This window comes from Agreia sp. Leaf210, assembly GCF_001421485.1.
Taxonomy (GTDB): Bacteria; Actinomycetota; Actinomycetes; order Actinomycetales; family Microbacteriaceae; genus Agreia.
The window spans coordinates 871,954-898,876 of record NZ_LMKK01000002.1 but is presented as its reverse complement, the minus strand read 5'-3'; the positions used below and the strand labels follow the sequence as shown (position 1 = coordinate 898,876).

35 protein-coding genes are annotated in these 26,923 nt (G+C 67.3%); 18 read left to right on the top strand and 17 right to left on the bottom strand.

The annotated features are described in order from the left end of the window. The first annotated feature begins 45 nt into the window (after window positions 1-45). Window positions 46-474, top strand: coding sequence for a hypothetical protein (locus ASE64_RS10235; protein ID WP_055779585.1), 429 nt, complete (start codon window positions 46-48; stop codon window positions 472-474). Here the strand turns inward: ASE64_RS10235 and ASE64_RS10230 are convergent. Genes ASE64_RS10230 through ASE64_RS10210 form a run of 5 tightly spaced genes read right to left on the bottom strand, consistent with a single transcriptional unit; the run spans window position 471 to window position 3,446 of the window. After that, window positions 471-1,376, bottom strand: coding sequence for a hypothetical protein (locus ASE64_RS10230; protein WP_055779582.1), 906 nt, complete (start codon window positions 1,374-1,376; stop codon window positions 471-473). The genes ASE64_RS10235 and ASE64_RS10230 overlap by 4 nt on opposite strands. Next, entirely contained in the window at window positions 1,373-2,113 is a 741-nt protein-coding gene (locus tag ASE64_RS10225; RefSeq protein WP_055779579.1) for a hypothetical protein, read from the bottom strand. Before ASE64_RS10225 ends, ASE64_RS10230 begins: the two co-directional genes overlap by 4 nt. Then, window positions 2,110-2,517 carry a PadR family transcriptional regulator gene (locus tag ASE64_RS10220; protein WP_055779577.1) on the bottom strand — a complete coding sequence of 136 codons (408 nt, stop codon included), beginning with the start codon at window positions 2,515-2,517 and terminating at the stop codon, window positions 2,110-2,112. The genes ASE64_RS10225 and ASE64_RS10220 overlap by 4 nt, the downstream gene beginning before the upstream one ends. Window positions 2,518-2,544: 27 nt before the next feature. Beyond that, window positions 2,545-3,036 carry a hypothetical protein gene (locus tag ASE64_RS10215; RefSeq protein ID WP_156351770.1) on the bottom strand — a complete coding sequence of 164 codons (492 nt, stop codon included), beginning with the start codon at window positions 3,034-3,036 and terminating at the stop codon, window positions 2,545-2,547. After that, entirely contained in the window at window positions 3,033-3,446 is a 414-nt protein-coding gene (locus ASE64_RS10210; protein ID WP_055779572.1) for a DoxX family protein, read from the bottom strand. The genes ASE64_RS10215 and ASE64_RS10210 overlap by 4 nt, the downstream gene beginning before the upstream one ends. Window positions 3,447-3,586: 140 nt before the next feature. Here ASE64_RS10210 and ASE64_RS10205 point away from each other — a divergent pair, with 140 nt between their 5' ends. Together ASE64_RS10205 and ASE64_RS10200 are read left to right on the top strand one after the other, a co-directional pair. After that, entirely contained in the window at window positions 3,587-3,793 is a 207-nt protein-coding gene (locus tag ASE64_RS10205) for a hypothetical protein (RefSeq protein WP_055779569.1), read from the top strand. A gap of 46 nt (window positions 3,794-3,839) precedes the next feature. Continuing rightward, window positions 3,840-4,778, top strand: coding sequence for an aldo/keto reductase (locus ASE64_RS10200; RefSeq protein ID WP_055779960.1), 939 nt, complete (start codon window positions 3,840-3,842; stop codon window positions 4,776-4,778). 18 nt (window positions 4,779-4,796) lie between these two features. Here ASE64_RS10200 and ASE64_RS10195 read toward each other — a convergent pair whose 3' ends face one another. Further along, window positions 4,797-5,273 carry a DUF4870 domain-containing protein gene (locus tag ASE64_RS10195; RefSeq protein WP_055779566.1) on the bottom strand — a complete coding sequence of 159 codons (477 nt, stop codon included), beginning with the start codon at window positions 5,271-5,273 and terminating at the stop codon, window positions 4,797-4,799. 90 nt (window positions 5,274-5,363) lie between these two features. Here ASE64_RS10195 and ASE64_RS10190 point away from each other — a divergent pair, with 90 nt between their 5' ends. The 3 genes from ASE64_RS10190 (at window position 5,364) to ASE64_RS10180 (ending at window position 8,723) form a co-directional block, all read left to right on the top strand. Continuing rightward, window positions 5,364-6,110 carry a DUF429 domain-containing protein gene (locus ASE64_RS10190; protein ID WP_055779563.1) on the top strand — a complete coding sequence of 249 codons (747 nt, stop codon included), beginning with the start codon at window positions 5,364-5,366 and terminating at the stop codon, window positions 6,108-6,110. Between the two features lie 124 nt (window positions 6,111-6,234). Beyond that, window positions 6,235-7,983, top strand: a complete 1,749-nt coding sequence (locus ASE64_RS10185; protein ID WP_055779560.1) for an alkaline phosphatase family protein — start codon at window positions 6,235-6,237, stop codon at window positions 7,981-7,983. Between the two features lie 89 nt (window positions 7,984-8,072). Then, window positions 8,073-8,723 (top strand): NADPH-dependent F420 reductase, encoded by a 651-nt coding sequence (locus ASE64_RS10180; RefSeq protein ID WP_235480568.1) that lies wholly within the window; start codon window positions 8,073-8,075, stop codon window positions 8,721-8,723. A gap of 140 nt (window positions 8,724-8,863) precedes the next feature. Here the strand turns inward: ASE64_RS10180 and ASE64_RS10175 are convergent, their stop codons facing one another. Next, window positions 8,864-9,229 (bottom strand): VOC family protein, encoded by a 366-nt coding sequence (locus ASE64_RS10175; RefSeq protein WP_055779553.1) that lies wholly within the window; start codon window positions 9,227-9,229, stop codon window positions 8,864-8,866. A gap of 56 nt (window positions 9,230-9,285) precedes the next feature. Between ASE64_RS10175 and ASE64_RS10170 the strand changes: the two genes are divergently transcribed. Further along, complete coding sequence (locus tag ASE64_RS10170) at window positions 9,286-9,732, top strand: MarR family winged helix-turn-helix transcriptional regulator (protein ID WP_055779550.1); 447 nt, start codon at window positions 9,286-9,288, stop codon at window positions 9,730-9,732. A 125-nt stretch (window positions 9,733-9,857) separates the two neighbouring features. Continuing rightward, the gene (locus ASE64_RS10165; RefSeq protein ID WP_055779548.1) at window positions 9,858-10,697 is read left to right on the top strand and encodes an HpcH/HpaI aldolase/citrate lyase family protein; all 840 of its coding nucleotides are present in this window, start codon (window positions 9,858-9,860) and stop codon (window positions 10,695-10,697) included. Between the two features lie 67 nt (window positions 10,698-10,764). On the opposite strand, the gene mgrA is transcribed toward ASE64_RS10165, so the two are convergent. Beyond that, window positions 10,765-11,790 (bottom strand): L-glyceraldehyde 3-phosphate reductase, encoded by a 1,026-nt coding sequence (gene mgrA, locus ASE64_RS10160; protein ID WP_055779545.1) that lies wholly within the window; start codon window positions 11,788-11,790, stop codon window positions 10,765-10,767. A 156-nt stretch (window positions 11,791-11,946) separates the two neighbouring features. On the opposite strand from mgrA, the gene ASE64_RS10155 reads away from it, so the two are divergent. Continuing rightward, window positions 11,947-12,777: a DUF4397 domain-containing protein gene (locus ASE64_RS10155; RefSeq protein WP_055779542.1), complete on the top strand. Its 831-nt coding sequence runs from the start codon at window positions 11,947-11,949 to the stop codon at window positions 12,775-12,777. A 34-nt stretch (window positions 12,778-12,811) separates the two neighbouring features. Here the strand turns inward: ASE64_RS10155 and ASE64_RS17590 are convergent, their stop codons facing one another. After that, window positions 12,812-12,991, bottom strand: a complete 180-nt coding sequence (locus ASE64_RS17590) for a hypothetical protein (protein WP_055779540.1) — start codon at window positions 12,989-12,991, stop codon at window positions 12,812-12,814. 1 nt (window position 12,992) lies between these two features. Between ASE64_RS17590 and ASE64_RS17585 the strand changes: the two genes are divergently transcribed. The 3 genes from ASE64_RS17585 (at window position 12,993) to ASE64_RS10135 (ending at window position 14,898) form a co-directional block, all read left to right on the top strand. Next, window positions 12,993-13,487, top strand: a complete 495-nt coding sequence (locus tag ASE64_RS17585; RefSeq protein WP_162234560.1) for a class F sortase — start codon at window positions 12,993-12,995, stop codon at window positions 13,485-13,487. Between the two features lie 114 nt (window positions 13,488-13,601). After that, complete coding sequence (locus ASE64_RS10140; protein WP_235480567.1) at window positions 13,602-14,156, top strand: RNA polymerase sigma factor; 555 nt, start codon at window positions 13,602-13,604, stop codon at window positions 14,154-14,156. Beyond that, entirely contained in the window at window positions 14,143-14,898 is a 756-nt protein-coding gene (locus tag ASE64_RS10135; RefSeq protein WP_082466087.1) for an anti-sigma factor, read from the top strand. The genes ASE64_RS10140 and ASE64_RS10135 overlap by 14 nt, the downstream gene beginning before the upstream one ends. Before the next feature lie 47 nt (window positions 14,899-14,945). Here ASE64_RS10135 and ASE64_RS10130 read toward each other — a convergent pair whose 3' ends face one another. After that, the gene (locus tag ASE64_RS10130; protein ID WP_156351768.1) at window positions 14,946-15,209 is read right to left on the bottom strand and encodes a hypothetical protein; all 264 of its coding nucleotides are present in this window, start codon (window positions 15,207-15,209) and stop codon (window positions 14,946-14,948) included. Window positions 15,210-15,361: 152 nt separating this feature from the next. On the opposite strand from ASE64_RS10130, the gene ASE64_RS10125 reads away from it, so the two are divergent. Genes ASE64_RS10125 through ASE64_RS10115 form a run of 3 tightly spaced genes read left to right on the top strand, consistent with a single transcriptional unit; the run spans window position 15,362 to window position 18,422 of the window. Then, a complete protein-coding gene (locus ASE64_RS10125) occupies window positions 15,362-16,141 on the top strand; it encodes a carbon-nitrogen hydrolase family protein (protein WP_055779530.1) in 780 nt (259 codons plus the stop codon). A gap of 46 nt (window positions 16,142-16,187) precedes the next feature. Then, window positions 16,188-17,648 (top strand): APC family permease, encoded by a 1,461-nt coding sequence (locus tag ASE64_RS10120; protein ID WP_055779528.1) that lies wholly within the window; start codon window positions 16,188-16,190, stop codon window positions 17,646-17,648. Between the two features lie 51 nt (window positions 17,649-17,699). Further along, window positions 17,700-18,422, top strand: a complete 723-nt coding sequence (locus ASE64_RS10115) for a FadR/GntR family transcriptional regulator (protein ID WP_055779525.1) — start codon at window positions 17,700-17,702, stop codon at window positions 18,420-18,422. A 19-nt stretch (window positions 18,423-18,441) separates the two neighbouring features. Here the strand turns inward: ASE64_RS10115 and ASE64_RS10110 are convergent, their stop codons facing one another. Continuing rightward, window positions 18,442-18,984 carry a cysteine hydrolase family protein gene (locus ASE64_RS10110; protein ID WP_055779522.1) on the bottom strand — a complete coding sequence of 181 codons (543 nt, stop codon included), beginning with the start codon at window positions 18,982-18,984 and terminating at the stop codon, window positions 18,442-18,444. A 143-nt stretch (window positions 18,985-19,127) separates the two neighbouring features. Between ASE64_RS10110 and ASE64_RS10105 the strand changes: the two genes are divergently transcribed. Next, window positions 19,128-20,102 (top strand): nuclear transport factor 2 family protein, encoded by a 975-nt coding sequence (locus ASE64_RS10105; RefSeq protein ID WP_055779520.1) that lies wholly within the window; start codon window positions 19,128-19,130, stop codon window positions 20,100-20,102. Here ASE64_RS10105 and ASE64_RS10100 read toward each other — a convergent pair. The 4 genes from ASE64_RS10100 to ASE64_RS10085 all read right to left on the bottom strand — a co-directional run bounded on the left by ASE64_RS10100 (window position 20,065) and on the right by ASE64_RS10085 (window position 23,769). Then, window positions 20,065-21,375, bottom strand: coding sequence for an MFS transporter (locus ASE64_RS10100; RefSeq protein WP_235480566.1), 1,311 nt, complete (start codon window positions 21,373-21,375; stop codon window positions 20,065-20,067). The genes ASE64_RS10105 and ASE64_RS10100 overlap by 38 nt on opposite strands. Further along, complete coding sequence (locus ASE64_RS17785; protein WP_055779517.1) at window positions 21,372-21,956, bottom strand: winged helix-turn-helix domain-containing protein; 585 nt, start codon at window positions 21,954-21,956, stop codon at window positions 21,372-21,374. The genes ASE64_RS10100 and ASE64_RS17785 overlap by 4 nt, the downstream gene beginning before the upstream one ends. An 88-nt stretch (window positions 21,957-22,044) precedes the next feature. After that, window positions 22,045-22,506 (bottom strand): bleomycin resistance protein, encoded by a 462-nt coding sequence (locus tag ASE64_RS10090; protein WP_055779514.1) that lies wholly within the window; start codon window positions 22,504-22,506, stop codon window positions 22,045-22,047. A 135-nt stretch (window positions 22,507-22,641) separates the two neighbouring features. After that, window positions 22,642-23,769, bottom strand: coding sequence for a nucleotide disphospho-sugar-binding domain-containing protein (locus ASE64_RS10085; RefSeq protein WP_055779511.1), 1,128 nt, complete (start codon window positions 23,767-23,769; stop codon window positions 22,642-22,644). Between the two features lie 180 nt (window positions 23,770-23,949). On the opposite strand from ASE64_RS10085, the gene ASE64_RS10080 reads away from it, so the two are divergent. Further along, window positions 23,950-25,107 (top strand): sensor histidine kinase, encoded by a 1,158-nt coding sequence (locus tag ASE64_RS10080; RefSeq protein ID WP_235480565.1) that lies wholly within the window; start codon window positions 23,950-23,952, stop codon window positions 25,105-25,107. A 7-nt stretch (window positions 25,108-25,114) separates the two neighbouring features. Here the strand turns inward: ASE64_RS10080 and ASE64_RS10075 are convergent, their stop codons facing one another. Beyond that, entirely contained in the window at window positions 25,115-25,609 is a 495-nt protein-coding gene (locus tag ASE64_RS10075) for an Lrp/AsnC family transcriptional regulator (RefSeq protein WP_235480564.1), read from the bottom strand. Between the two features lie 101 nt (window positions 25,610-25,710). On the opposite strand from ASE64_RS10075, the gene ASE64_RS10070 reads away from it, so the two are divergent. Then, on the top strand, window positions 25,711-26,190 hold the full coding sequence (locus ASE64_RS10070) for a DUF2000 domain-containing protein (RefSeq protein ID WP_055779505.1): 480 nt from the start codon (window positions 25,711-25,713) through the stop codon (window positions 26,188-26,190). Here the strand turns inward: ASE64_RS10070 and ASE64_RS10065 are convergent. Next, a complete protein-coding gene (locus ASE64_RS10065; RefSeq protein ID WP_055779502.1) occupies window positions 26,185-26,892 on the bottom strand; it encodes a TetR/AcrR family transcriptional regulator in 708 nt (235 codons plus the stop codon). The genes ASE64_RS10070 and ASE64_RS10065 overlap by 6 nt on opposite strands. Between the last annotated feature and the right edge of the window lie 31 nt (window positions 26,893-26,923).

The following is a 26,923-nucleotide window of genomic DNA, read 5'->3' as shown; positions in this document are numbered from 1 at the left end:
GTGTTACGTTTCAGCCCCAGACGTGACTTTGTTAGCGTGTTGAGTATGGCTGCAAAGAGATTTCCGCTTCGCTGGTGGCTGACGACGGGCCCCGCCACACTCTTCGCGGTGCTGTTCGCCGTGGGGCTCTATCAGGAGTGGCCCGGGGCCGTGATGCTCGTCTTCGTGGTCGGCTTCACCCTGGTTCTCTGGATCGTCGAGCGTCATAACGAACGAGAGATCGACGTGGATCAGATCTGGTGGGTTCCCTCGAGCGTGCTGTGGGCGAGACCGTCTCGCGTCGGTGCGTCGATCATTCTGATGCTGGCCGTGTTTGCCACAGCAGTCGTTTTCGTATTCGGCAAAGCGGACCCGTGGCTTCTCGTCATCACCGTGGCTGCTTCGCTTCTCTATCGGCTGGTCTTGGGCCGACTGTGGCTGAAGCGCGATCGCGCCGAGCTCGCTGCGAGTGAGCCCGACGCGCCGAGCTACTAGCGGTCGATGCCCGCTTCGTGGATCGCGGCGCCGTAGCACCCACCCTTCTGCCAGTCATAGGGCTGGTCGGCCGGCACCCGGACTCCGTAGAGCACAACGAACGCGTCGTCGAAGAAAGTCGGCGTGTTATCGCCTGAGATCGGACGGGCCATGAAAGAGCCTTCGTTGAGGAGCGCCGACCCCTCGGGATTGATGTTGTCCGCGTGGGCGTATTGGATTCCGTTCCGGCTCATGCAGGCGACGATCGACGCGTCGACACTCGCTGCCACGGCCGGGTCGAAGCTCACGCCGAACCCGGGGGTCACTCCTGCGTAGCCATAAAGCGGTTCTGGAGGGTTGGCCATGGGATCGTAGATCTCTGCGATCTTCGCGAGCTCGTCGGGGGTGAATCCATCTGAACCGTCATCGAGAAGGCCTGCCTTGTGAACGGCTTCGCCATAGCATCCGCCGGTCTGCCAGTCGTAGTCGGGCAACAGGTTATCGGGCGCGCCGTACAGCGCGTTCTGTTCGCCCTGGTCGAATCCCTTGGGGAGGGGAATGAAGCCGGTCGAGACGAGGCCGAGCACCGACCCGGATTGCGGCGCCAGATCGAACTGGTAGCTGTAGCCGTGCGTTCCCATGCAGATCTTCATCCAGGTCTGCACGTGTATGTAGGTGTCGCGGTCGTGCTCGTCGCGGTAGCCGGGCAAGCCCGCAATCATGGCCGCGGGCAGATTCGACGTCACCGTTTGCGTCGGCGCCCCGTTCGACAGCGCGGTACCGATGGTGGTCTGCGGCACGGGGGCCGCCGCGGCCTGCAGGCTCGATCGCGTGTCGAGGATTCCAACCCCGATGAAGATGGCGGTGGCCATTAGGGCGACGCCGGCGATGACTCCGACGATGGCGGCCAGTCGACGTCTCATGATCGATCTCCTTGGTGTGCGGCTTCGGCGAGGCGCGTACGCGCGGGCTTTCTGCTGGGCCACCACCACAGCGTCGCCGCCGCGAACAGCAGGGCGAGTGCTCCCGCAAGGGCATACTTCGGCAGTGGCCACAGCTCTGAGTTGTACATGTAGGCATTCACCGAAGAACTGCCGTAGAGAAGACTCGAGAATCCGAATTGCACGACCGCGGCCTGGGCGATCACCAGCGCGAGTGCACCAATGAATCGTGTGCGTTTCCAGCCGAGCGCCACCAATCCCACGGTCGACAGAAGTGCAGACAGGGCCAGTGCCCCGCTGAGGGTCGTGACTGCCGTGTCGCCGGTTCGGCCGAGATACGACAGCAGCCGCGTGAGCGTGAATGCCCCGAAGATCACGACGGCCAGTCCGACGGCGAACACGATGGCGAGCGCGACGGCGTCGTTGCGGCCGAGCGAGAAGGTCAGGGGATCGTTCGTGCGCGCCTCACGTAGCTGAGCGCGCCTCCAGCGCAGATCGTCGAGTACGCCGCGCAGTCTCCGACGCCGGATGCTGCGCGCCACCTCCGTCGGCTTCAGGCCGGCGGACTCCGCCCAGACGACATGCTCATACAGATCCGAGGTCAACTCGTCGAGTCGATCGTTGGTGGCCTGTCGGTCGATGCCGCGGGTGTACCAGGCCGCCCATCGCAGGACGGCCGACGTCATGCGTCGATAGTCGGCCGAGCGGGCGACGCTCACGCGAGACCTCCTGCGTCGATGCCCAGTCGCGGCAACCCGGGGATCGCATTGCCCGCACGTGCCCGCCTGCGCTCGGCCACGGCATCCGCGCCCAGCGCCTGCGCCTCGGCCTGGTACGCCTTCTCTCCCTCGCCTGTGACGGTATAAAGGCGGCGACGCGGGCGGTTCTCGGCGTCGGCCACTATCGAGTTCTCCCAAGACGACTCGAGAAGGTCGGCATCTTTCATGCGACCAAGAGCCTTGTAGAGCGTGCCGTGAGCGGTCAGCTCGTCTCCCGAGTTCTCGGACAGTGCTCGAGCGAGAGCGAAGCCATAGAAGCTGCCCTCGCTCGACTGCAGCGCGAGTCCGCATTCGAGGATGTCGAATTCGATGGGAAAGAGCCGTCCCGGTTTGCGTTTAGCCATGCCATGAGCATAGGAAGCTATCTTCCTTTAAGCAAGCGTGGTCATTTTCGCGCGCCGGTGAAGCTTGTAGACACCCAGCCCGATGATTGCCCCGAAGGCTGCCAGGCTCGTGAGATAGAGCACTCCCGCCCACACCGTGTGCGCCCCGCCGCTGACGCCGTAGGTGTCGGCGATGTCCATGTTCAGACGAAAGCCATCGAGGAACGCGGGTACGGCGCCAGCCGCGACGATGGCAAGAAAGACGATCGCCAACGTCGAGAGGGATAGTCGTCTCCACACCCCCACGATCGCGGTGGCCGCGGCGAGCACAACACCGATGGATGCTGTGGCGATCACCCAGGCGATGTCACCGGGGACATCGTCGCCGGCCGCCGTGAGATACGCGTGGATCTCTTCGAGAGTCGCACCGGGAACGGCCGCGAGCGGATCGAGCACGAGGGATTCGACGGCCATCAGAGCCGCGTACGCCGCGACGAGCGCGACTCCGCCGGCTGCGAGCAGTATGCGGCTTCGGGTCACTTCGCCGCGGTGCGCGTCGACCACAGGGCCCACGCCACGAGCAGGGGCTGGCCGAACAGGCGCCCTACGCGTTTGGCGTCGGAATCGAGACCGAACGCATCCCGGTGGTGGATCGCCTGCGCGATGTTGCCGGGGAAGATCGCGGTGAAGAAGGCTGCGGCGAGCCCGCCGACGCGTGCCCGCTGCGAGCGCGGGGCGAAGAGCAGGGCCGCGCCCAGCGTGATCTCGGCGACGCCGCTCAAGAGCACGGTCGTGTCTTCTTTGAGAGGCACGAACTCGGGCACCTGGGCGCGAAAGTCGTCGCGGCCGAAAGTGAGGTGGCTCGTTCCGGCAAGAACGAGGATGGCCCCGAGAGCGATGCGTGCCGCCGTGCGGCCCTTGGATGCGGGCTTGTCGAGCTGTTTCGTCATGGCGGCTCCTCGTGAGAATCGGATGGTCTGCTTCGACGATACGCCTAGCTCACGACCGGATGCGCCGGATCGGCTACCACCGTGAAGCGCGTAAATCTACGGGGCCGGGTAAGGGCGCGAGCACTCCGTACATTGGCGGAATGAAGAAAATCATCGCTACGACCATCGTGGGTTCCGCCGCGCTGCTTCTTCTCACAGGATGTGTGGGAGACGCGCAAGACACGGACAAGGTCGGCACGGCGACGCCCAATCCCTCTGTGTCGGAGACGTCCACGCCGACCCCGACAGAGACGCCCACTCCGACGCCGACGCCTACCGAGACTCCCTTCGAGCCCGACAACATCTGACGGCTTCCGGCGTCGGCCTGTGGCCGCGAGCGGTAGCCTGCGAAGCATGAAACACGTGAATCTCGGAACAACCGGTCTGACCGTTTCGCAGCACATTCTGGGGCTGATGCACATTCCCGAGCTGTCGGCATCCGAGATTCGAACCCTCGTGGGCGATGCTCAGGCCGAGGGCATCACCTTCTTCGACCATGCCGACATCTACGGTTCGGGTGGCAGCCCCGAGCACGTGTGCGAGAGCCTGTTCGCCGATGCTCTGAACTACACCTCGGCCGCGCGCGAGCAGATGGTGCTTCAGACGAAGTGCGGAATCCGCCCCGGCTACTTCGACTTCTCGGCCGAGCACATCGTCGACTCCGTGAACGGGTCGTTGGCGGCGCTGAAGACCGACTACCTCGACCTGCTGCTTCTGCACCGCCCCGACGCGCTCGTCGAACCAGACGAGGTGGCGGCCGCATTCGAGCAGCTGCACTCCGAGGGCAAGGTGCGTCACTTCGGTGTCTCGAACCACACGCCGGGGCAGATCGAGCTGCTCAAGAAATCGGTGCGTCAGCCCCTCGTCGTGAACCAGCTGCAGCTGAGCATCACCCACGCGCCCTCGATCACCTCGGGGCTCGCCATGAACATGGCTCACGCCGAGCAGTCCGTCGACCGGCACAACGGCGTGCTCGACTACTGCCGTCTCAACGACATCACGGTGCAGGCGTGGTCGCCGTTCCAGTCGGGCGCGACCGGCAGCGTCTTCATCGGCGACCGTGAGAACTACGCGGAGCTGAACGACGTTCTCGACGATCTCGCGGCCACCTACTCGGTGACGCCCACGGCGATCGCGGCAGCATGGATCACCCGGCATCCGGCTCGAATTCAGCTGGTGCTGGGAACGACGAAGGGATCGCGTCTGCGCGAGGCGGCCGCGGGGTCGGAGATCGAGCTCACGCGGCCGGAGTGGTACCGGCTGGCGGTCGCCGGAGGGGCGCTTCTTCCCTGATCCCTAGCGGATGTGCCCCTAGCGGATGAAGGGAATCGCGATGCGGTTGCGCAGCACCGTGTGCTTGTTCGCCGCGACGAGACCCATGATGCTCACGATGAGGTGAGCGAGACCGATCGCGAGCACCAGCAGAACGGGGATGCCGACCGGGAAGAACCCCGTATTCTCCTCGGGGCGCGTGACGAGTAGAATGATGAAGAACGTGAAGTCGAGCACCATGTAGACGATCAGGCTGAGTCCCCAGTTCGCGGCCTGCCGGGCGTTCTCTGCAGCGAGCCCGCCCTTTCTCTTCTGGGACGGGTACACGGAGGCCATGACGATTCCGGCGATGATCAGGCTCAGATACGGCAGGGGAATGTAGGCGAGGAACCCGAGCCCATAGGGCAGTGCCCCGGTGGCGGGCGCGGCGGGCGGCGGTGAGTAGGAGCCGGGCGCTGCGGCGGGCGGAGTCGAATTCTGGGGCGGCAGGGATTCGTAGAAGGATCCGGTTGTCATGCTTCCACGTTAGGCAGAGTCGCCCTCGTCCAAAATGGGGAGAAGTCCCCATGCCGCGGTGCAGCTCCCGCTCGCGACTACGCTTGTCTGATGCTCACCGCTGGGGTCGATCTCGCTGCCGAGAGCAAGGGCACAGCGCTCGCGGTCATCGACTGGGCCGGGCCTCGTGCGACGCTGACCGAGCTGCGACTCGGCGTCGGTGACGACGTGATCGCGCAGGCAGCGACAGAGGTCGACAAGCTCGGCATCGACTGCGCCTTCGGCTGGCCCGATGAGTTCGTGAGTTTCATCGTCGCCCACGCCGATCACGACTCGACCGAGGCGCCCGCCGTCGACGGCGGCATGGATTGGCGTCGCACCCTCGCCTACCGCGAGACGGATCGCGACGTACGCGCCAAGACAGGCCGCTGGCCGCTCAGCGTGTCGACAGATCGGCTGGGGCTCACCGCGATGCGGTGCGCCGGGCTGCTCGGCCGCATCCAGGCTCGGGGTGTGCATGTCGATCGTTCGGGTTCCGGGGTCGTCGTCGAGATCTATCCGGGGGCGAGCCTCAGGCTCTGGGGGTTCGACACGACCGGCTACCGCGTGAGCGCGCAGGCGCGCGAGCTGCTGCTGGCTCGGGTTCTGGATGCCGCCCCCTGGCTCGACCTCGAGGGTCACGTCGAGCTCATGGTGCGCTCGGGCGACGCCTTCGACGCCGTGATCGCCGCCCTCGCTTCGCGAAGCGCGGCTCTCGGCCACTACGGCCGTCCGTCTCCGGAGCAGCTCGCCCGCGCACGCCGCGAGGGGTGGACCGCTCTGCCGACGACCCCGCTCGCCGCGCTGCAACCGTCGTAACCGCGCCGCTTGGGCGCATCCGCTGCTGGACGACCAGGCGCCGATGCGCCCAACCGGCGCGGATGCGCGGACGGCGGTTTCGACCCGCACCCGAGTATTCTGGCGGGATCGGGAGGGGACCGAGATGGCGGCCAGAAAGAACGAGAGCGACGACGAGAAAGCTCAGCGCGGCGCGTCACGACGTAACTTCCTCCGCACCGCCGGCATCGGGGTCGCAGGGCTTGCGGTCGGCGGGGCGACGGTCGGCGGCGTGACCGCCGGCATCCGCTCGTCTGACCCGGATGACGACGAACTCGGCTTCTCGCCACTGCCCGTTCGTCACGAACCGGGATTCGACCACGTGGTCGTGATCATGTTCGAGAACCGCTCGTTCGACCACATGCTGGGCTGGCTCTACGAGTCGGGGCAGGAGCCCGCGGGGCAGACTTTCGACGGTCTACACCAGGGGGAGTACAGCAACCCCGGACCCTCGGGTGACACCGTGCCCGCTCACGTCTACAGCGGTTCGACCGACCGCATCATGGCCCAGCCCGATCCCGACCCGGGCGAGTTCTACCCCCACGTGAACACGCAACTGTTCGGAACGATCGACCCCGAGAGAAACTCCGATCTGAGGAACCCGCTGCAGGAGCCCTGGAACCTGCCGAAAGACGCGTCGACGCCGAAGAACGACGGCTTCGTGAAGGACTACATCGTGAACTCCACGCTGTCTCGCGGGCGCGCGCCGACACCCGAGGAGTACGCCGTGGTGATGGGCGGATTCTCGCCGGCCATGCTCCCGGTGCTGTCGACGCTCGCGAAGAGCTTCGGTGTCTACGATCACTGGCACGCGGCCGTTCCCTCGCAGACGTTCTGCAACCGCTCGTTCTTTCACGCGAGCACCTCGCACGGCTTCGTCACGAACGTCGAGGGTGGCGGCATCGACAAGTGGCTGGATGCTCCGGCCGTGCCGACCGTGTTCAGCCGTCTTGAGGAGGCGGGCAAGTCGTGGCGCGTGTACTACGACGCCCAGCAGGTCGTCTCGCTCACCGGACTGCTGAGTGCTCCATCGCTGCAGAAGTACTGGAAGAGCAACTTCCGCAGCATGGAGCAGTTCCACGAGGACGCGGCCAAAGGAAAGTTGCCCGACTACGCCTTCGTGGAGCCGCGCATGGTGTTCGACCACAACGACATGCATCCGCCTGTCGTGCGACCGGAGAAAGACAAAGTCGAGCCGGATACGCCCGAGATGGAGTCCGCCTTCTCGGACATGCGGGCGGGCGAACAACTGCTCGGCGAGGTCTACACGTCGATCAAAGACGGCGCCTCGAGCACCGGCTCGAACGCGATGAACACCGTGCTGCTCGTGACCTTCGACGAGCACGGCGGCCTCTACGATCACGTCGCGCCGCCGGCCGCCGTGCCGCCCGTGAAGAACGAGGCCCCGGGCGAGATGGGCTTCACGTTCGATCGTCTCGGCCTGCGGGTTCCCACCATCGTGGTCTCGGCCTACACGAGAGCCGGAACCGTCATCAACGACGAGATGCACCACGGCTCTCTTGCCAAGACCATCGCCGAGTTGCACGGACTCGAGCCGCTGACCGATCGCGATGCATCCGCCACACCGATCTTCAACGCGGTGAATCTGAAGAAGCCGCGCCAGCCCGCGCTCTGGCCCACGGTCACCCCCGCCTACGTTCCCCCGAATCCTGAGGCGAATCCGCGCTCCGACAAGGAGAAAGACCGTAAGCGCCCGCTGACCCCGCCCGCGCTCGGACTCATCGGTATTCTGCTTGCCCGTTACGAGCCGGATGCGCCGGTGCCCGACAACTACGCCGACGCCTACGACGTGCTGGTGAAGCACGGCTTCGGACTGTTCGGGGTGCGCGACTGACGAGTCAGTTCGTCGTGGTGCATGACCGATCACTACTCTGAAGCTCGACGGACATCACACTCACGAACCCTGAATCCGGCTCACGGCCGGTGACCCTCGGCATCCTCGGTGCCGGAAAAGTGGGCACCGTGCTCGCCCGGCTCGCGATCGCCGCCGGCTACCGCGTGCTCATCGCGAGTTCCCGACCGCCAGCGGCGATCGAGTTGACGATCGACGTGCTGGCGCACGGCGCCGAGGCGACAACGGCGCCGGATGCCGCGGGCCGGGCGGATCTCGTCATCCTGGCTCTGCCCCTGGGTAAGGCCGTGCCGCTCGACGGCCACCGGGCGCTGCCGGTCGACGAGCTGCGCGGCAAGATCGTGATCGACGCCATGAACTACTGGTGGGAGGTCGACGGAAAGCGCCCCGACCTCACCGACGCAGAGTCGACGACCAGTGAGATCGTCGAAGCTCTCCTGCCCGAATCTCGCGTCGTGAAGGCGTTCAACCACATGGGCTATCACGACCTCGACGAGGGCTCCCGGCCATCCGGTGACCCGGACCGCAAGGCGATCGCGCTCTCGGGAGACGACGTCGAGGCGAACGACGTGGTCGCCGACTTCATCGATTCTCTGGGCTTCGACGCGGTCGACCTCGGCCCGCTTGCCGAGGGAGCCGTGCTGCAGCCGGGGCGCGAGCTGTTCGGGGCGAACCTCAGTGCTGCCGAGATCCGCGACGTCGTGGAGCAGGCCGCCGCCTGAGCGCGCCGAGGCTCCCCGCCGCTCACGCTCCAGTCGCTTGAGCGCGCGGTCAGCGGGCGAGCGCGCGCTCGACGAGGGAGCGCGTGCCCGCTAAGAGCGCGCTCGACGATCGCCCGCGGAGATGGCGAAGCGCGAACGGATCAGGCCTTGTCGTGCAGCGTGATGGCGTAGCCGTCGGGGTCGGCGAAGGTGAAGGTGCGGCCGAACGGTCCGTCGACGGGTGCCGAGGTGATCGTGAATCCGTCGGCCGCCAGGGTGTCGTGGATCTGCTGCGCATCGGGTGCGTGCATCCAGACGCCGATGCCGAGACCGAGCTGGGCGCCGGAGTTCAGGTCGACGCCGGGCAGTGCGTCGCGCACCGCGAAGGCAGCGGGCGTGGTGTCGAAGACCACGGCGTGAGGCGGGCCGGGCTGGCGGCTCACGCCGAGGTACTTCTCGTAGAAGGCGGCAGACGCCTCGATGTCGCGGACCTGAAGTGAGATGAAGCCGGGGCCGGATGCGGTCATGAGATTCTCCTTGGTATGTCAGTTTGTTGACATCACAAGTATGTCAGAATGTTGACATGAGTCAAGGCGCTTCGGGAATCGAATTGAGCACCTCGTTGGGATACCTGATGAAGGAGGTCGCCAGCGCCTTGCGCGCGGCGATGGAGGCGGTGCTGCGCCCTCTCGGCATGAGCGTGACCCACTACTCGTGCCTCGAGTTGCTCGCTCAGCGACCGGGTCTGTCGAACTCGGAGCTGGCCCGCGGAACATTCGTGACTCGCCAGGCGATGAACGTGCTGCTGCAGGCGCTGGAGGCCGACGGGCTCGTGACGAGATCGGAGCAGCCTGCGTCGGGGCGAGCGCTGCCGACGCAGCTGACCGCAGCGGGCCGGGGCCAGCTCACCACGGCGAGTGCTGCGGTGAGAGGGGTCGAAGACCGCATGAAGTCGCAGCTCTCGTCGAAGGATCAAGACGCGCTGCGCGCGATGCTGTCGACCTGCGCGGCGTCGCTGCGCGCGAGCTGAGAGGCTGCGCCTCACCCGCTGAGGTTGCCGCGGAGAATCGTTCGATACGATGCTGAGGCACGAGCAGGGCCGATCGTCGTGGTCGGTGACTGTGTCCGAATCTCCGACAGAGAAGTAGACCGTAGATGACCGCATCGACCATCGATCCCGCAATCGCCCGCTCCTGGCTGCTCGTCTCGGGCATCCGTTCCGAGGAGTTCGACGCGGCCAGCAACTCGCGCGCCGACCAGATCATTCTCGACATCGAAGACGCCGTCGACCCCAAGCTGAAGGCGGATGCGCGCGGCTCGGTCATCGATTGGCTCACGGCCGGCGGTGCCGGGTGGGTGCGCATCAACGACCGCAGCACGGAGTTCTGGAGCGGTGACGTCGACGGCCTCAAGGGTGTTCCGGGCCTCTCCGGCGTGATGCTCGCCAAGACCGAGTCCGCCGAGCACGTCACCGAGACGTTCGACCGCCTCGGCGGCACGGTGCCCGTTCTCGCCCTCGTCGAGTCGGCGCTGGGAATCGAGGAGGCGCCGTCGATCGCTCGCGCCCGCGGAGCCTTCCGGCTCGGCTTCGGCAGCGGTGACTACCGGCGCGACACGGGCACGAGTGCCGACGACCTGGCCATGGCGTATCCTCGTTCGCGTCTGGTCGTGGCCAGCCGCATCGGCAATCTGCCCGGCCCCATCGATGGTCCGACGGTCGGCAGCAGCCATCCGGTGCTGCGGCAGAAGTCTGAGCACGCCGTGGCCATGGGCCTCACCGGAAAGCTGTGCCTCGACCTCGACCAGCTCTCGGTGATCAACGAGACCATCAGCCCCACGGTGTCGGATGCCACGTGGGCGCGCGACTTCCTCGACGACTTCGAGTCGCGGGGTCGGGTCATCCGCGATGGCAGCGACCTGCCGAGGCTTGGTCGCGCCGAGAAGATCGACCGTCTCGCGAAGGCATTCGGCATCCAGCCGATCGCGCGCCGCTAGCAGCGGGCGGAGTGCCGGCGGGCGCCTACTGCCGGCGGGCGCCTACTGCCGGCGCCCGCCGCACCGGCTAGACGGCGCTCGAGTTCGCCCAGAGGTTGATGTCGCGGTCGCCGGCGAACTCGTCGATGCTCGCGAGTTCATCGCTGGTGAACGCGAGGTTCTGCACCGCGGCGAGGTTGTCGTCGAGCTGCGTCACCGACGATGCGCCGATCAGCACCGAGGTCACGCGCTCGTCGCGCAACGCCCATGACAGTGCGAGCTGAGCGAGCGTCTGCCCGCGTCCTGAAGCGATCTCGTTGAGGCCCCGAACCCGCTCGAGTGTCTCGTCGGTCAGCATCCGCTTCTGCATCGAGCCGCCGCGCGCGCCGCGCGAATCGGCGGGGATGCCATCGAGGTAGCGGTCGGTGAGCAGGCCCTGGGCGAGGGGCGAGAACGCGATGCAGCCCACGCCGAGATCTCCGAGGGTATCGAGCAGGCCGTCTTCGATCCAGCGGTTGAACATCGAGTACGACGGCTGGTGGATGAGCAGGGGAGTGCCGAGATCGGCCAGGATGCGCGCGGCCTCGACAGTGCGTTCGGGCGAGTAGCTCGAGATGCCGGCGTAGAGAGCGCGCCCCGACTGCACAGCCGTGTGCAGCGCACCCATCGTCTCTTCGAGGGGCGTGTCGGGGTCGGCGCGGTGGCTGTAGAAGATGTCGACGTAGTCGACGCCCATGCGGGCCAGTGACTGGTCGAGCGAGGCGAGCAGGTACTTGCGCGAGCCGTGGTCGCCGTAGGGCCCGGGCCACATGTCGTAGCCGGCCTTGGTCGAGAGAACGAGCTCGTCTCGATAGCCGGCGAAGTCCTCGGCGAAGATGCGTCCGAAGTTCGTCTCGGCGCTGCCGTAGGGAGGGCCGTAGTTGTTCGCGAGGTCGAAGTGCGTGACGCCCGAGTCGAAGGCGCGGTGCAGAATCGCGCGCTGTGTCTCGATGGCCACGTCGTCGCCGAAGTTCTGCCAGAGCCCGAGCGAGACGGCGGGAAGCTTGAGGCCGCTTCGGCCCGTGCGTCGGTAGGGGAAGCTGTCGTAACGGGACGGGTCTGCGAGGTAGGTCATCTCTCGATCATGGGTCACCGGGCAGACGCCGCGCTACCCGGCAGAGCCGCGCAGAAAAAAGTTCGGCGAAGGTGCATCCAAATGCGGCCCTTCGAGAGAAGTGCTCTATGTAGGCAGTTTTCTCTCAGCCCCTCGGGGCGCTAACAGGAGGTACCCATGCGCAAGACCCTCATCGCCGGCATCGCCGCCGGCGCGCTCGTCGCCGTTGCAGCCGCACTCCCCGCATCCGCAGCGGAAGGCGACGCCCAGCTGTCGGTGCTGCACGCCGTTCCCGGCGTCACTGTCGACGTCTACGTGAACGGAGCCCTGACACTCGACGACTTCACGCCCGGCACGCTCGCCGGACCGCTCCCGCTGCCCGCCGGAACCTACTCGGTGGCGATCACCGCCTCAGACGCGGCCGACGCCAGCTCGCCCCTGATCGGCCCGGTCGACCTCGCCCTCGCGGCCAACGGCAACTACACCGCTGTCGCGCACCTCGACGCCGCGGGCAAGCCCACCGCGACGCTCTTCACCAACGACACAGCCACCCTCGCCGCCGGCGAGGGACGCCTGACCGTGCGCCACGTCGCCGCCGCCCCCGCGGTCGACGTTCTCGCCGCAGGCAGCCCCGTGATCACGAACCTCGCGAACCCGGGCGAGTCCGTGCTCACCCTTCCCGCCGGCACCGTGTCGGCGTCGGTCGCCGCCACAGGAACCACCGACCCTGTGATCGGCCCGGCCGACGTCGACGTGGCCGAGGGAACGAACACCATCGTCTACGCGTGGGGCAGCCTCGCCGATGGCAACCTGGCGCTCGCCGTGCAGACCATCGGCGGACTGCACTCCAACCCTGGTGGAGTCCCCGCGGGAACGGCCGGTCTCGTCGCGACCAACCAGCCCGCAGACCCCGCCGGCCTGCTGATCGGCGGGGCACTCGCCCTGCTGCTCTCCGCGCTTGCAATCACAGCAGTGCGCAGCCGGATGCTCACCAAGGTCGAACGCTGACCCGCAGGCATCCCCACACGGCCGCGGTCCGGGTTCACGCAACCCGGGCCGCGGTCTTCGGCGCGCTCGCGCTCGCCTCGCTGCTGCTGACGACCGGATGCGGCGCCGCCGCCGACGCCCCCGCGACGTCGACCCCGGCGGGCGTCGAGCGACCGACGACCCCCACACCGACGCCCTCGGTGACGGAACCGCCCGCCGGGCCCGTCGCATCCACCGTGCCTCTGACCGACGCGAGCCTGGGGGCGAACGCCGCCGAACCCGTCGTGCAGCCGGCGCGGGTCCAGGTGCCGTCGCTCGGAATCGACGTGGTGGTGTCGCCCGAGGGTGTCGATGGCACGGGCGCGCTCGCCCTGTCGGATGACCCCGCGATCGCGTCGTGGTACCGCTACGGGCCCACGCCGTGGAGCGCCTCGGGTACCAGCGTCATCGCCGCCCACGTCGACTCGTTCGACTACGGGGTCGGCCAGTTCGCGCTGCTGAAAGACGCGCCTGCCGGCACCGAGGTCATGACCACGTCGGTCGACGGGCAGACGGCGAGGTTCTCGGTTCAGAGCGTCTCGATGCTCGAGAAGAACGGTGTCGATTGGAATGCCGTCTTCGACCGGGAGGGAGAGCATCGGCTGGCCCTCATCACCTGCGGGGGAGAATTCGACTACAGCACCGGTCACTACCTCAGCAATGTGATCGTCTACGCGGTGCCGATCGCGTGATGGGGGATGCCAAGTATGCTCGACCCTACGCTGACTCATTGCCCCGAATCCCCCTCCGATCCGCGATTCTCGGCTCGTGCGATCGGGGTGTCCACCAGGAAGCCGCACGCTGACGTGACCGACGTATCCACCGACGACACCGCACTAGTCGACGCCTTCTGCTCGGGCGACGATCGTGCTCTGGCGGGTGTCTACGAGCGCTGGTCGTCGCTCGTGTACACCTTGGCGCTGCGGTCGCTGGGTGATTCGCGCGACGCGGAGGACGTGACGCAGAAGGTCTTCGTGGCCGCATGGAGGGGGCGCGCGAAGTACGACCCCGCCAGGGCGAGCATGGGCAGTTGGCTGGTCGGGATCACCCGGCACTCCATCGCCGATGCCCACGAGGCGCGCAGCCGGATGCGTCGAGCCGACGAGGCGCACATTCTCGAGAACGCCGTCGCGATGACCGATGACACGGCGGAGGTGGCCGATAGGTTGATGATGGCCGATGAACTCGAGCGTCTCGACCCGGTGCCGCGCACGATCATGAAACTGGCCTTCTTCGCCGATCTGACGCACGCGCAGATCGCGGAGAGACTCGAGCTACCGCTCGGCACCGTGAAAAGTCATATCCGTCGAAGTCTGTCTCGGCTACGAATACGTTTGGAGGTGAACGATGGCACACATTGATGCAGACCAGCTGGCTTTGATCGGGCTGGGCGAACTCGCTCCGAGTGACGACGAGAGCGCGCACGTGGCGTCGTGCGCGGAGTGCGCGGTCGAACTGCGCGAGCTCCGGGCGGTCGTTCACCAGGGTCGCTCGGCCGAGGGCGAGTCGCTCGCCACGCCCCCGCCCGCCGTCTGGGAGCGCATCCAGGCCGAGATCGAGGATGGCGCCGCACAGGCGTCGCTTACCGCGGCGCCTCACGTGGCCACGCCTCACGTGGCTACGGGGCGACGGCGGCGCCGATGGAGCACCCGCTTCGTCGTGCCCGTGACGGTCGCCGCCCTGGTCGTGGGAATCGTCGCCGGAACCGGACTCGGCTCCTGGTGGCAGGCATCCCAGACCGCGCAGACCGGCATCGCGGTGGCCGGAGCAGAACTCGATCCGTTCCCCGACTGGGCCGACTCCCGCGGCAGCGCCGTGGTCGAGGTGCTGCCTGATGGCACGCGCCAGGTCGTCGTCGACGTCGACACGGCGGGCGATAGCGGCCCTTCAGACGCGCAACTGCGAGAGGTGTGGCTGATCTCGGGCGACGGAACGCAACTCGTCAGCATCGGATATCTCGACGGGGTGGAGGGAGTCTTCACGGTTCCGTCGAATGTCGATCTCGCCGACTACTCGCTCGTCGACGTATCGGCCGAACCTGACAACGGAGACACCACGCACTCGGGCAACTCGATCGTTCGAGGCGAACTGCGCACGATCTGACTGGCGGCGGCGCACTCCCCGTGCGGGGAGTGCGCCGTCGCTACCAGCTAGTCGTCGGAGTCGCTGCGCTCGACGTCGGATTCGTTCGAGATGTCGACGGCTCCGTCGGCGCCGCTGCCGTTGCCCTCGGTGCGGGCGCGATTCTTGCCCTCGTCGACGACGCGGATGCTGCGGAGATCGTCGTCGAGTCCTCCGTCGCGGGCGTTGTCGGCCTTGATCTGGTCTTCGCGACCGGCCTGCTTCTCTTCTTCGGTCGCTTCGTTCGCGCCGTCCATGATGGGGGCGTCCTGGGTCTTGTCGTGTGAGCTCATATCGGAATCGTACGGCGGCGCCGTGACCACCGACATCCCCTTGCGCGCACACGATTGCCGCTCGTGTGTCGTAACGAGGCCGTAACGTGGCAGAAATCGAATAGATCAATCTGATCTGTTTGACTGACCCAGTCGCTACCCGAAAGGACGACATGACCCTGACGATCGCAGGACTTCAGCACGCCGGTGTGCCCGGAGACGTCGACGCGAACCTCGCCATCATCGAGCAGGCCGCGCGTGACGCCGTCGAACGCGGGGCGAGCATGCTGGTCACCCCGGAGATGCTCGTGACCGGGTACAACATCACCGGCAGCCTCGATGAGCTCGCCGCCCTCGATCTGCCGGCCCGCGTCGCCGACATCGCGAAGTCGGTCGGCATTGCGATCGTCGCCGGGCTGCCGCTGCCACGCGAGAGCGGCGGCATCTACAACGCCCTCGTCGTCGTCGACTCGCACGGCATCGAGCTGACCCGCTATCGCAAGACACATCTCTTCGCCGATCTCGACCGCTCTCTCTTCTCTGCCGGTGACGAACTGCCCGAACCGATCGACATCGACGGCGTGCGACTCTCGTTCCTCATCTGTTACGACGTCGAGTTCCCCGAGACCGTGCGGGCCGCCGCGCTCGCGGGCGTCGACGCGATCATCGTTCCCACCGCTCAGATGGAGCCGTTCGCCCACATCGCGGAGCAGCTCATCCCCGTTCGGGCCTGGGAGAACCAGGTGCATGTCGTCTACGTGAACCGATGCGGAGCCGAAGGCGATCTGCGTTACGTGGGACGAAGCAGCATCGTCGCCCCGAGCGGCGAGCGCCTCGCGTCATTGGGCGAGGCCGAGTCGGGCCTGATGGTCGCCACGATCGATCCGGATGCGACCGCTCGAGCCAGGATCGCCAACCCCTACCTCGCCGACCGCCGCCCAGAGCTGTACTGAGCGTCGCGCTCAGATCTATCTCCGACCACCCGACCGAAAGCAGACCATGACCGCCTCACCCACTGTCACCTCGCACTCGAGCACACGCCTCGAGGGGCAGCTCGGCACGCGCTCCATCGTCTTCATGGTGATCGCCGCGGCGGCTCCGCTGACGGTGATCGGCGGCAACGTGCCTCTCGCCGTCGGGAGCGGCAACGGCGCGGGGGCGCCCATCGGATTCGCTCTCGCGGCAGTCATCCTGCTGCTGTTCTCGGTGGGCTTCGTGACGATGACGCCGTTCGTGAAAGAGGCGGGCGCCTTCTTCTCCTACGTGACCGCGGGGCTCGGAGCCAGACTCGGTCTCGGCACCGCCTTCACCGCCCTCGTCGCCTACACGGCGATTCAGGTGGGGGTGTACGGATACATGGGGTGGGCCGTCGGCGACCTGGTGACCTACTTCGGCGGGCCCGATGTCGCGTGGTGGCTCTACTCCTTCGCCGCCATGGCGATCGTCGCGGTGCTCGGCTACCGGCACATCGACCTGAGCGCCCGCGTTCTGGGCGTGGCTCTGGCGCTCGAGATCCTGGTCGTCGTCGTGCTCGATGTCGTGATCTTCGCCACGGGAGGCGACAGCGGCATCGCCACCGAGACGTTCGATCCCGCCACCGTCTTCACCCCGGGAATCGGCGTCGCGGTGCTCTTCGCTCTCACCGGTTTCATCGGGTTCGAGGCGACCGCCGTCTTCCGTGACGAGGCGCGCAACCCCGAGAAGACCATCCCGAGAGCGACGTACATCGCCGTGATCGTCATCGGAGTCTTCTACGCGGTCTCGTGCTGGGCTCTCATCACGGGCGTCGGTGCCGGCAACGCGGTCGCAGTCGCCCAGAAGACTCTCGACGGCGAGGGCAACCTCCTGCTCGACACGGCCACCCGGTACCTCGGCCCGATCATGCGCGATGTGATCCAGGTGCTTCTCGTGACCAGCCTCTTCGCCTGCGTTCTCTCTTTTCACAACGTGATCGCCCGCTACCAGTTCAGCCTCGCGAACAAGCGCGTCTTGCCGTCTGCGCTCGGGCGTCGGCACGCCCGTCACCACTCCCCATCGGTGTCGTCGATCGTTCAGACCATCACGGCCGCCATCGTTCTCGCCGTGTTGGCGCTGTCGGGTCTCGACCCGCTCGTCGGCGTCTTCGGTTCGATGGCCGGGGTGGCGACGGTGGGCATGGTCATTCTCATGCTCCTCACCTCGGTTGCCGTCTTCGTTTTCTTCCTTCGCCGCCCCGCACTCGCCGAGGGGCGCACCGCGGGAGCGCGGGTGTTCCCGGTGCTCGCGGTTCTGGGCCTCATCGTCGCGATGTGGCTCGTGCTGTCGAACTTCACTCTTGTGACGGGTGGCAGCGTGGCCGTGAGTACGGCGCTCGCCCTGGTGCCGGTCGTCGCGTTGCTGCTTGGTATCGTGCTGGGAGCGCGGCTCCGGCTCGATCGGGGTGCGGCAATCGATGTGGATGCCGAGATGCCGCCCGCCTGACCGGCCCTGCCGGCCGGGCCGGCGGCATCCATGACCTGAACGGAGCCGACCGTGGATCTCGACTCACCCGCGCTCGGCGCGATTCGTCGCACCTCGGCCGTCGACACCGTGCGCGCTCGCATCTGGCTCGGAGTGGATCTGGGAATGCTCGCCGCCGGGCAGCGCCTGCCGACCCCGGCGGAGACGGCTCGAGCGTTCGGCGTCAGCGAGATGACGGCACGACGGGCCTATCGGCTGCTGAGTGAGGAGGGACTCGTGGTGCGGCTGCGCGGAGGCTCCGGGGGGTCGTTCATCGCCGAGGTCCTTCCCGAACACGGCATTCCGGCTCTGGCTGCCTACCGGGAGGATGCCCAGCACGTTCACGACCTCATTGATCAGCGCGCCGTGATCGAGGCGGGCCTCGCCGGTCTCGCCAGCGCAGCGCGCACGGATGAGGAGTTGACCGAGCTCGGCGCGCTCGTGACGCGGATGCGGGCGGCCAGGGACTGGGCAGACTTTCGCGAGGCGGATGCCGCCTTCCACGAGGCGGTCGCGGCGGCGGCCCATGTGGCGGGAGCCGCGATCCTGCATCGTCGGGTGTCGAACGAGCTCTACGAGTACTTCGTGCCCTATCGCCTGGAGTATCTCGCGGAGTCGAACACGGAGCACGCGTTGTTGATCGAGGCGGTGGCGAACCGCGACGCGGCGAGTGCGAGCCGGCTCGCGCATGCCCACGTGACAGAGCTGCACCGCTCGATGTACGTGGGGCGCATGGACTCGTTGAGTCGAGACTGAGAGTCGTCGACGAGGCGGCCTAGTCCTGCAGTTCGCCGCTCGTCGACACCGTGGCGAAGCTGCCGTCGAGCGCGGCCATGAATGACGCGTGCACCGTGGCGCCCGGGATCACCGTGTCGCCGAAGGTGAGATCCGGTGCGGCGCAGGCGTCGCTGACGACGGTGACCTCGAAGCCCAGTTCGCTGGCGGCGCGCGTCGTCGAGTCGATGCACATGCTGCTCATCATGCCGACGACGACCAGCTCGGTCACCCCCTCGTCGGTCAGCACCTGCTGAAGTCCCGTTCCGATGAAGCTGTTGGGCTCGTGCTTCTCGAGCACGATCTCGTCGCCGACCGGCGCCACCAGCGGGTGGATCTCGATGCCCGGGGTGCCTTTCACGAAGAAGGGGGCCTCGGCCTCGGTCGAGACGTGAAAGATGTGCACGATGGGCTCGCCGGATGCGCGGAAACCGTCGAGAACCGAGCGGGCCGCGGCGGCTGCGGCATCCGGCCCGACCAGCGGGAAGGCGCCCCCGTCGAAGTAGTCGAGTTGGATGTCAACGATCACCAGTGCGCGAGTCATTTGTCCAGTATGACGTTGTCCATATACAGAGGTGGGAGCGCGGCGGCGGCGAACCTGGTTGTTGCCCGTGACCGCGAGCGTTGACGGGAGAACCGCACGGGACTGTAGGGCCACTCCCAGTCGGCGTCGCAAGAATAGTTGTCATGACAACTAATAGAGGAACCCTCAGCATGGTCACCCGAGTGGCAGCAGCCGTTGCGGGCGTCGCCATTCTTGCCGGATGCTCGACTGCCGGCTCGGCCTCATCGACCGGCGACACGTCATCCAGCCCGACGGCGGCCGCGGTGGTCGACACGACCTCGAGCGGCGGAACGAACGCGGACCGCTCGAATTCGACGGTCGAATCGGCCAACGAGAAGGCGGTGCTCACCCTCATCGCGGATGTCTTCCCCGATCCCACGTCGGCGAAGGCCAAGGCCGAGGCGGAGGCCGTGGTCGCCCCCGACGCAGTGGCGCACGGTTCCGGTCTCACCGCGGGCCCCGGCGGACTGCTCGACCAGTTCGCGGCGGCGCACACCCGTGTCGCCAACGCGCAGGCGGTTGTCAAGCACGAGGCGGCCGACGGAGATCTCGTGGCCGTGCACTGGCAGATCGCTTCCGACCCCAACGATGAGCGAAGCGGAGAGGCCGCGGTCGACCTCTTCCGCGTGACCGGCGGCAAGATCGTCGAGCGGTGGTCGTTCTCGCAGGCGATTCCGACGGGCACCCCGGCGAGCGGAAACACGAACACCATGTTCAGTGACCTGTACGCCAACGCCGCCAAGCCGGGATCCGTGTCCGAGGCCCAGGAGGAGCAGAACCGCACCTTCGCCGTCGGTGCCTACAACACGCTCTTCCGTGACCAGGACGTGTCGGTGCTCGACACCTCGTTCGACCCGAACTACCTGCAGCACAACTCCGTGGCCCCCAATGGCACGGCTGCGCTCAAGGGCTTCTTCTCGGGTTCCACGAAGTTCCCCGCCCAGGAGTCCTCCATCTCGCTCTCCGACGGCGACCTCGTCTGGACCTTCTCCCAGAGCGCCGGTGCGAAGGCGAGCGATCCGTTCCTTGCGGCAGACATCTTCCGCGTCGACGGCAAGCTCATTCGCGAGCACTGGGACGTGGTGCCCGCGAACTGACACGGGGCGAGGGGTGCCTCTCCATCTGTCGCCACGAGCCGCCGAGCAGCGGGGTCAAGGTGACCAGCGTGTAGACGACCGCGATGATGCCGAAGGCCCAGGAGAGTCCGATGGTGTCGGCAGCGACTCCGCCGAGTAAGGCTCCGAAAGGCACCCCCGCCCACGCCCCGGCATTCACGAGGCCGAATACCCGGCCTCGCATGTGCTCCGGAACCCGCTCGAGTTGCACCGCCCCGAGGATGGGGTTGACGGCCCCGGCGGCGAGTCCTCCCAGAGCGGTGGCCGCGACCAGTACCGGAAGGGGAGCGTCGAGGGCGAACGCGGCGCTGGCCGGGCCCCCGGCCAGAGCGAAGCACACGGCGAGTGTCACCCGACGCCCGACGCGATGCGCAACGAATCCGAAAGCGATGTTGCCAAGCAGCGCGCATCCGCCCATCACCGCGACGAGCAGGCCGAGCGCGGCCGCGCCGCCGAGCCGATCGTTCGCGTACAGGGGCAGCAAGGACGAGCTGCGTGCGGCATCCATCAGGTTCGTGATCAGCACCAGCGCGACGATCAGTCGCATGAGCGGATCGCGGACGACGAAGCGAAGCCCCGCGGCGAGGTCCCTCCAGTAGCCGCTCGGCGCAGCGAGCGCGTTCGCCTCGGCAGCGGGCTCGACGGGAGCAGCAGCCACGAAGGCCCGGGTGAGCAGGGCTGAGACGGCGAAGGTCGCCGCGTTGACGAAGAGCGCCGCGATCGGCCCCATCAGTGCGACGAGCAGTCCGGCGAGTGTGGCGCCGATCAGACGGGCCAGCCTCTCGGAGCCGTCGAGCAGGCCGACGCTGCGCTCGAGCGGAATGCCCGCGCGTTCGGTGAGCCGAGGCAGCATCACCCGGCGCGCGGTCTGGCCGGGGGTGTCGAGCAGGCCCCCGGCGAAGACGAGAACGAGAAGGGCCCAGAACGGCAGTCCGACCGTGAGCGCGAGCAAGGGGACCGCCAGCACGGTGGCTCCGCTGATCACGTCGGCGACGATGGCGGCTCGGCGATGCCCGACGCGATCGACGACCACCCCGCCGAGCGCTCCGCCCACGACGATCGGCACGGTGGAGAAGAAGGCGGCGATTCCCACTTCGACCCCGGATCCGCCGAGACCGAGCACGTAGAAGGGGATGGCGAATGTCGTGATGACGTTGCCGGTCTGCGAGATGGCGTGGGCTGCGAGCAGGGCCGACAGTGACCCGAATGCCCGCCGTCGCTGGCCACGGGATGCTGTCGGCGGCGCGGTGGTCACGGGCGGCGGTAGGCCTGGTACACCACCGACACGGGCGCGGTGTCGGAGTCGGAGTCGGTGCGACCCGCGCTCGTCTCGGCGTAGCGAGTGACCAGAGCCTCGACCTCGGTGGTCAGCGAGGCGAGTTCGTGCGCCGTGAGTCGCAGCACGCGGTCGCCCGTCGCGCCGGCCTCGATCCATTCGCGCGGCATCGTCGGTGCGGCGTCGATGTAGTCGGAGAAGCGGGCGGCATACGCCTGCCCGATCGACTTCTGCAGCGCCCACGATGCGGCCGCCTTCTCCGGGTCGTCGAGCAGCTCGGCCATGTCCCAGCTGGTGAGCGGAGCGGCCGCCTTCCACCAGCGCTCCCGCTTGTCGGCGCTCTGCGGCTCGGCCGGTTCGATGAGGTCGATGGATGCGAGCTTGGCCAAGTGGTAGCTGACCGTGCCCGGTGCCTCGTCGACGATATCGCCGAGCTGCGCGGCCGTCTGTGGCCCGCGCTCACGCAGAAGGCCGAGCAGGGTGAGTCTGGTCGGATGCGCGAGGACGCGCATCGAGGCGGCCGAGGTCAGCGGACTGTGGCCTTCGTGTGCGGGGGTCATAGCCCCACCGTAACTACACAAGAACCATTGCGCAACAGTTCTTGTGCATTTGAGATCACGGCGCTCGCGGACGCCGGGCTGGTGCCTCCTACGCCTCGCTGACGCGCAGCGGGCGGCGGCCCAGCGACGACTGAAAGCGCACGAGGTATCCGTCGGGATCGGCGACGATGAACTGCGTTACACCGGTTTCTTCGTCGCCGACGCGATACCAGGTGGTTTCGAGCGGCAGGTAGAACGGGATGTCCGCCGCGGACATCGAGGCGGCGAGGCCGTCGGCATCCGGAACGCTGATCTGGAAGTTGATGCCCCGACCGAACGGCACCTCGAGCGGGCCTGTGATCCAATGCCGACCGTCGCCGATCTCCTCGAGCATGAGGTGTGCGGAGCCGTGCGTGATGTAGGCGAAGCCCTCTTCGGGCCGGTCGTACAAGACGGCGAACCCGCAGATGTCGCGCCAGAAGGCGAGGCTCGTATCGAGGTCGGTGACGAGGAGCTCGGGGACGAGGGCGGGTTCTGGCGCGGCCGGTTCGGGGCTGACGGAGTCGGGCATCGGGCCATTCTGCCAGCTACGCCCCGGGCCGCGGCGGGCGAGCAGTGCGCATTGAGCCGCGCGCAGCGAGCGCGCCGTTACCGGGCACGCGCGCCGTTCAGCATGGCGCGCTCGCCCGCCAATGGCGCGTTGGAGTCAGGTCAGTGCGGTCAGTGCGGGCAGCAGGGACTCTGCATTCGGCAGGCTGAGCAGCTCGTCGCGCAGCGCGCCCGTTCTGGCGCGAACAGCATCGTTGCGGCGAAGCTGCCGGATCGCGTCGCGTATCTGCTCGGGGGTCGACGTCATCGCATCCATGGCTAGGCCCACCTCTAAAGCAGTGACCCGATTGGCGGTGAAAGGCTGATCGGCACCCATCGCAAAGACGAGCTGCGGCGCTCCGCCCAGAGCCGCGGCGGTGAACACCCCGCTACCGCCGTGATGCAGCATTACTTCCGCCCGCGGAATCAGGGCGCCCAGGTCGACGTATCGCTCGACGCGGATGTGCGACGGCTGGGGGCCGAAGCGATCCGGGTCTAGATCGCGCCCGACGGCGACGACTGCGGGTGTGTCGATCGTGCTCAGTGCCGCCAGGATGCGGTCGAAGAGATCGCCCGACTCCGTGTTGAACTCCGTGCCGAGGGTCACCACGACCGAGCCGTCGGTGGCCGGGGCCGCGCTCTGCGGTTGCGGGTTCGCGGGGTCCGGGCGCATCCAGACGGTATCGGGGCCGTCGGCCCATTCGCCGGATGCGGCCTGCCGCATCGAGGGCGCGAACGGCACGACGAATAGGTCGCCGCGGAGCCGGGGAGCGCCCGTGATTCCGTGACGTTGGCGCATCGCCGAAACGGATGCGGCGACGAGTGACGGCCGGACCAGGGCGCCCGTTGCGATCACCGAGACCACCACGACAGGAACACCGGCGACATCGGCAGCGGCGATCGCGCCGAAGTCGAGTTCGTCGCAGATGACGAGAGACGCTCCGGCCAGGGTGGCGATCACGGAATCGAAAGAGTCCTCCGCTGCGCGTCCGGCGAAGTAGTCGGACACCACGGCGAGCTCGGTGCCGATGTCGACCGGCACGAGCGGAGCGATGTCGCGGGAGGGTGTCGCTCGCGGGTCTGGCCGAACAACGATGCTGTCGTAGAGCGCCTCTGAGGCGACCGCAATGCCTGACTGTCGCCCGACCAGAGTCAGCCGGTGCCCCGCCTCAGCGAGTACTTTGTGCAGGGGAAGCTGCGGCACCAGATGCCCGGCGCCGCCGACGAACGAGCAGACGACTCTCACCGATCAAGCGTATGCCGATGGTGCCGAGCGGGAGTCGCGGAGCGGGAGTCGCGGAGCGGTAGCCCAATCGACCTTGGCCCGGTCGCGACGAAACTGAGCGAAATTCCTCGAACCTTGGAAGAATGGCCAGTGACGCACCACAGCCGGTGCATGGGGGATTCAGTGTCGACAGTGCAGAACGTGACCCGACGCGATGCGATCGCGCAGTACGAGATTCTCGGAGCATCTCCCGAGGAAGACCTGCAGGGTCTCGCTCAACTCGCCGCGACTCTGTGCGCGGTTCCGACCGCGGTGATCAACCTGATCGACGACGAGAATCAGTACCAGGTCGCGGCCGCCGGCTTCGAGCCCTCGGTGTGCTCGATCGAGGAGTCGATGTGCGCGGTGGCCCTTCAGACGCCGGGCCTGCTCGTGGTGCCTGATGCGACGAACGACGACCGTTTCGCATCCAACCCGTTCGTGACCGGCGCCCTCGCCAATGTGCGCTTCTACGCGTCGAGTCCCCTCATCACGCCCGCGGGCGTGCCCATCGGAACCATCTGCATCTTCGACGATGTCACCCGCGATCTCACCGACGAGCTCAGCGGCTGTCTTGCGCTGATCGCGCGCCAGATCGTCGATGTGCTCGAGCTGCGTCGGGCCACCCGCGAGCTCGAGAGATCGAATGAGCAGCTCGAACGCTTTGCCGGTCAGGTCAGTCATGACCTGCGCAATCCGCTCACCGCTGTCGCCGGCTTCATCGAACTCGCCGCCGACAGCCCCGAGGTGGTGGCGGCGCCGATGGTCGCCGCCGCTCTCTTTCGGGCGGATGCGGCCGCCACGCGCATGGACAGCATGATCGCCGACCTGCTCGATTTCGCGCGTCTCGGCGGATCGCGCCCGCGGCGAGAAGAGATCGATCTCGACGAGCTGATGACCGCTGTGCTCGACGACCTCGATCAGGCGATCCGTATCACCGAGACCGTCGTGTCTGTCGACGCCGACGCGCGGGTGTCGGGAGACCCGACCCTGCTGCGCGCGCTGTTTCAGAACGTGGTCGCGAACGCGGTGAAGTTCAGTCACGCCGCGGGTGTCGACCCGAAGGTCGAAGTGAAGGCCTACGCGCTGGATGGCACGTGGCGCATCACGGTCGATGACAACGGCCCCGGCGTTCCCGATGACCAGCGCGAGCGCGTGTTCGGCCTGATGGAGCGTAACGTCTCGAGTGAGACTCCCGGTCTCGGTATCGGACTCTCGACCTGCCGCCGAATCGTGGATGCGCACGGCGGCAGCATCGGCATCGACACCTCGCCTCTCGGCGGCGCGAGCGTGTGGGTGATCCTGCCGCGAGGGGCATAGCTGCCGACTACGAGCCTCGCTTGCCCTGACCTGTCGTCGACCCCGCCGGCACCACAGCCCTGTTGCGGATGTGCTCGTAGACCACGGTCGTTCTCACATCGGCCACCTCGCGGCGCTGGGTGAGCCGGTCGATGACGAAGGCGTATAGGTCGTCGTTGTGGCGCACGCCGACGTGGATGATGAAGTCATCGTTGCCGGTGGTGACGAAGACGCCGAGGGTCTCGGGTAGCCCGCTCACCCAGTCGCGAAACGCCTCGATCACCTCGCGCGAGGGTGGCCGGATGCGGACCGCCACCAGTGCCTGCACGCCTCGGCCGATCGAACCCAGGTCTACTTCGAGGCTGGCGCCCGTGATGATGCCGCGTGCACGGAGGCTGCGTGTGCGCTCGAGGGCGGTGGTGGGTGAGACGCCGACAGAGGCGGCCAGGTCGCGATTCGTCTTGCGTGCATCTGACTGCAATTCTCGAAGAATCGCGAGGTCTAGTTCGTCCATGTCGGCCATACGCTCTCCTCCACCGCATTAAGTACGGAATTCCAGCGCCGCACCTATCGATGATCGTACGCTGTGCCGGTATTGCTGTTCACACACGATCCGGAGCACTCATGCCTGACTCCCTGCCCTCTGCAATCGGCTTCACCGACGATGAGATCGACACCTCTGCTCCCACGAGAGCTGCGCGTTTGAAGTGGGTCGTCGTGATCAACGACTCGATTCCCGCCGGGCGAGCGGTCAACGCCGCGGTGTGCGTGGCGGGCGCGACGGTCGCGGCGGTGGGCGGCCTTCTCGGGCCGGATGCTGTGGATGCGGCCGGCCAGACGCATCCGGGTCTGCCCTGGGCCGGCTGCTCGGTCTTGACCGCCGACGCCGAGACCCTGCGAGCCATTCGGGCGAAAGGTGAGGCGCACGAGGCGACCTTCGTGGCGGACATGCCCGAGGCCGCCCAGACCACCCGGGTCTACGACGAGTATCTCGGCGCTATGTTGTCGGTTGGCGCCGACGAGATCGAGTATCTGGCCGTCAGCCTCGTCGGGCCGAAGAACCGCATCGACAAGATCGTGGGTCGGCTGCCCTTGATGTCATAGGGCCGGGACGAGTTCGGTCACGGCGCTCGCCTCATCGCGGGCCGCTGCGATCTCGGCCGACGACAGCCCGAGGACGCGCAGGCACGATGCCGCGATCGTCGTGTCGTCGTCTTCGGGAGTCGCTGCGATGTCGCCGTCGCGACGCAGCCGGATGACGAGCTCGGCGAGCTGGATCAGAATGGCACCGATGCGGTCTTCGCCCATCGTCGCCGCCACGTCGGGGTGCGCCGCGGCGATGCCGAGTCGGCCGTAGCTCGCGCGCAGCTGCTCGCGCTCGATGCGGAACGCGTCGTAGCGCGACTCCTGGATCTCGGGGAGCAGATAGAGCGTGCCGATGTTGTGCGGGGTCTGCCGCAGGGTGCGCGCGTCGATGCTGGCCAGAGCGAACAGCGCGCCCGCCGGCGTGATCTCGTCGGGCACGCGTTCCTCGATGCGCTGCACGAACTCGATACTCGGTCGCACCGATCCGCTGAGCAGCTCGGCGAGAATCTCGTCTTTGCCGGCGAAGTGGTAGTAGAGCGACTGCTGCCGGATGCCCACGCGGTCGGCGATGGCGCGCGTCGACGACCCCGAGAATCCGGTCTCCGAGAACAGCGCCGCCGCCGCGTCGAGGATCTGCTCGCGCGCACTCAGAGCGGAATTCTGCTTGGGCGCGCTGGCCCGGGGCCTGCCGGCCTTGCCCGACGTCGTGACAGAACTCATACGACCCATGCTCTCACTCGCCGGGCGCAGA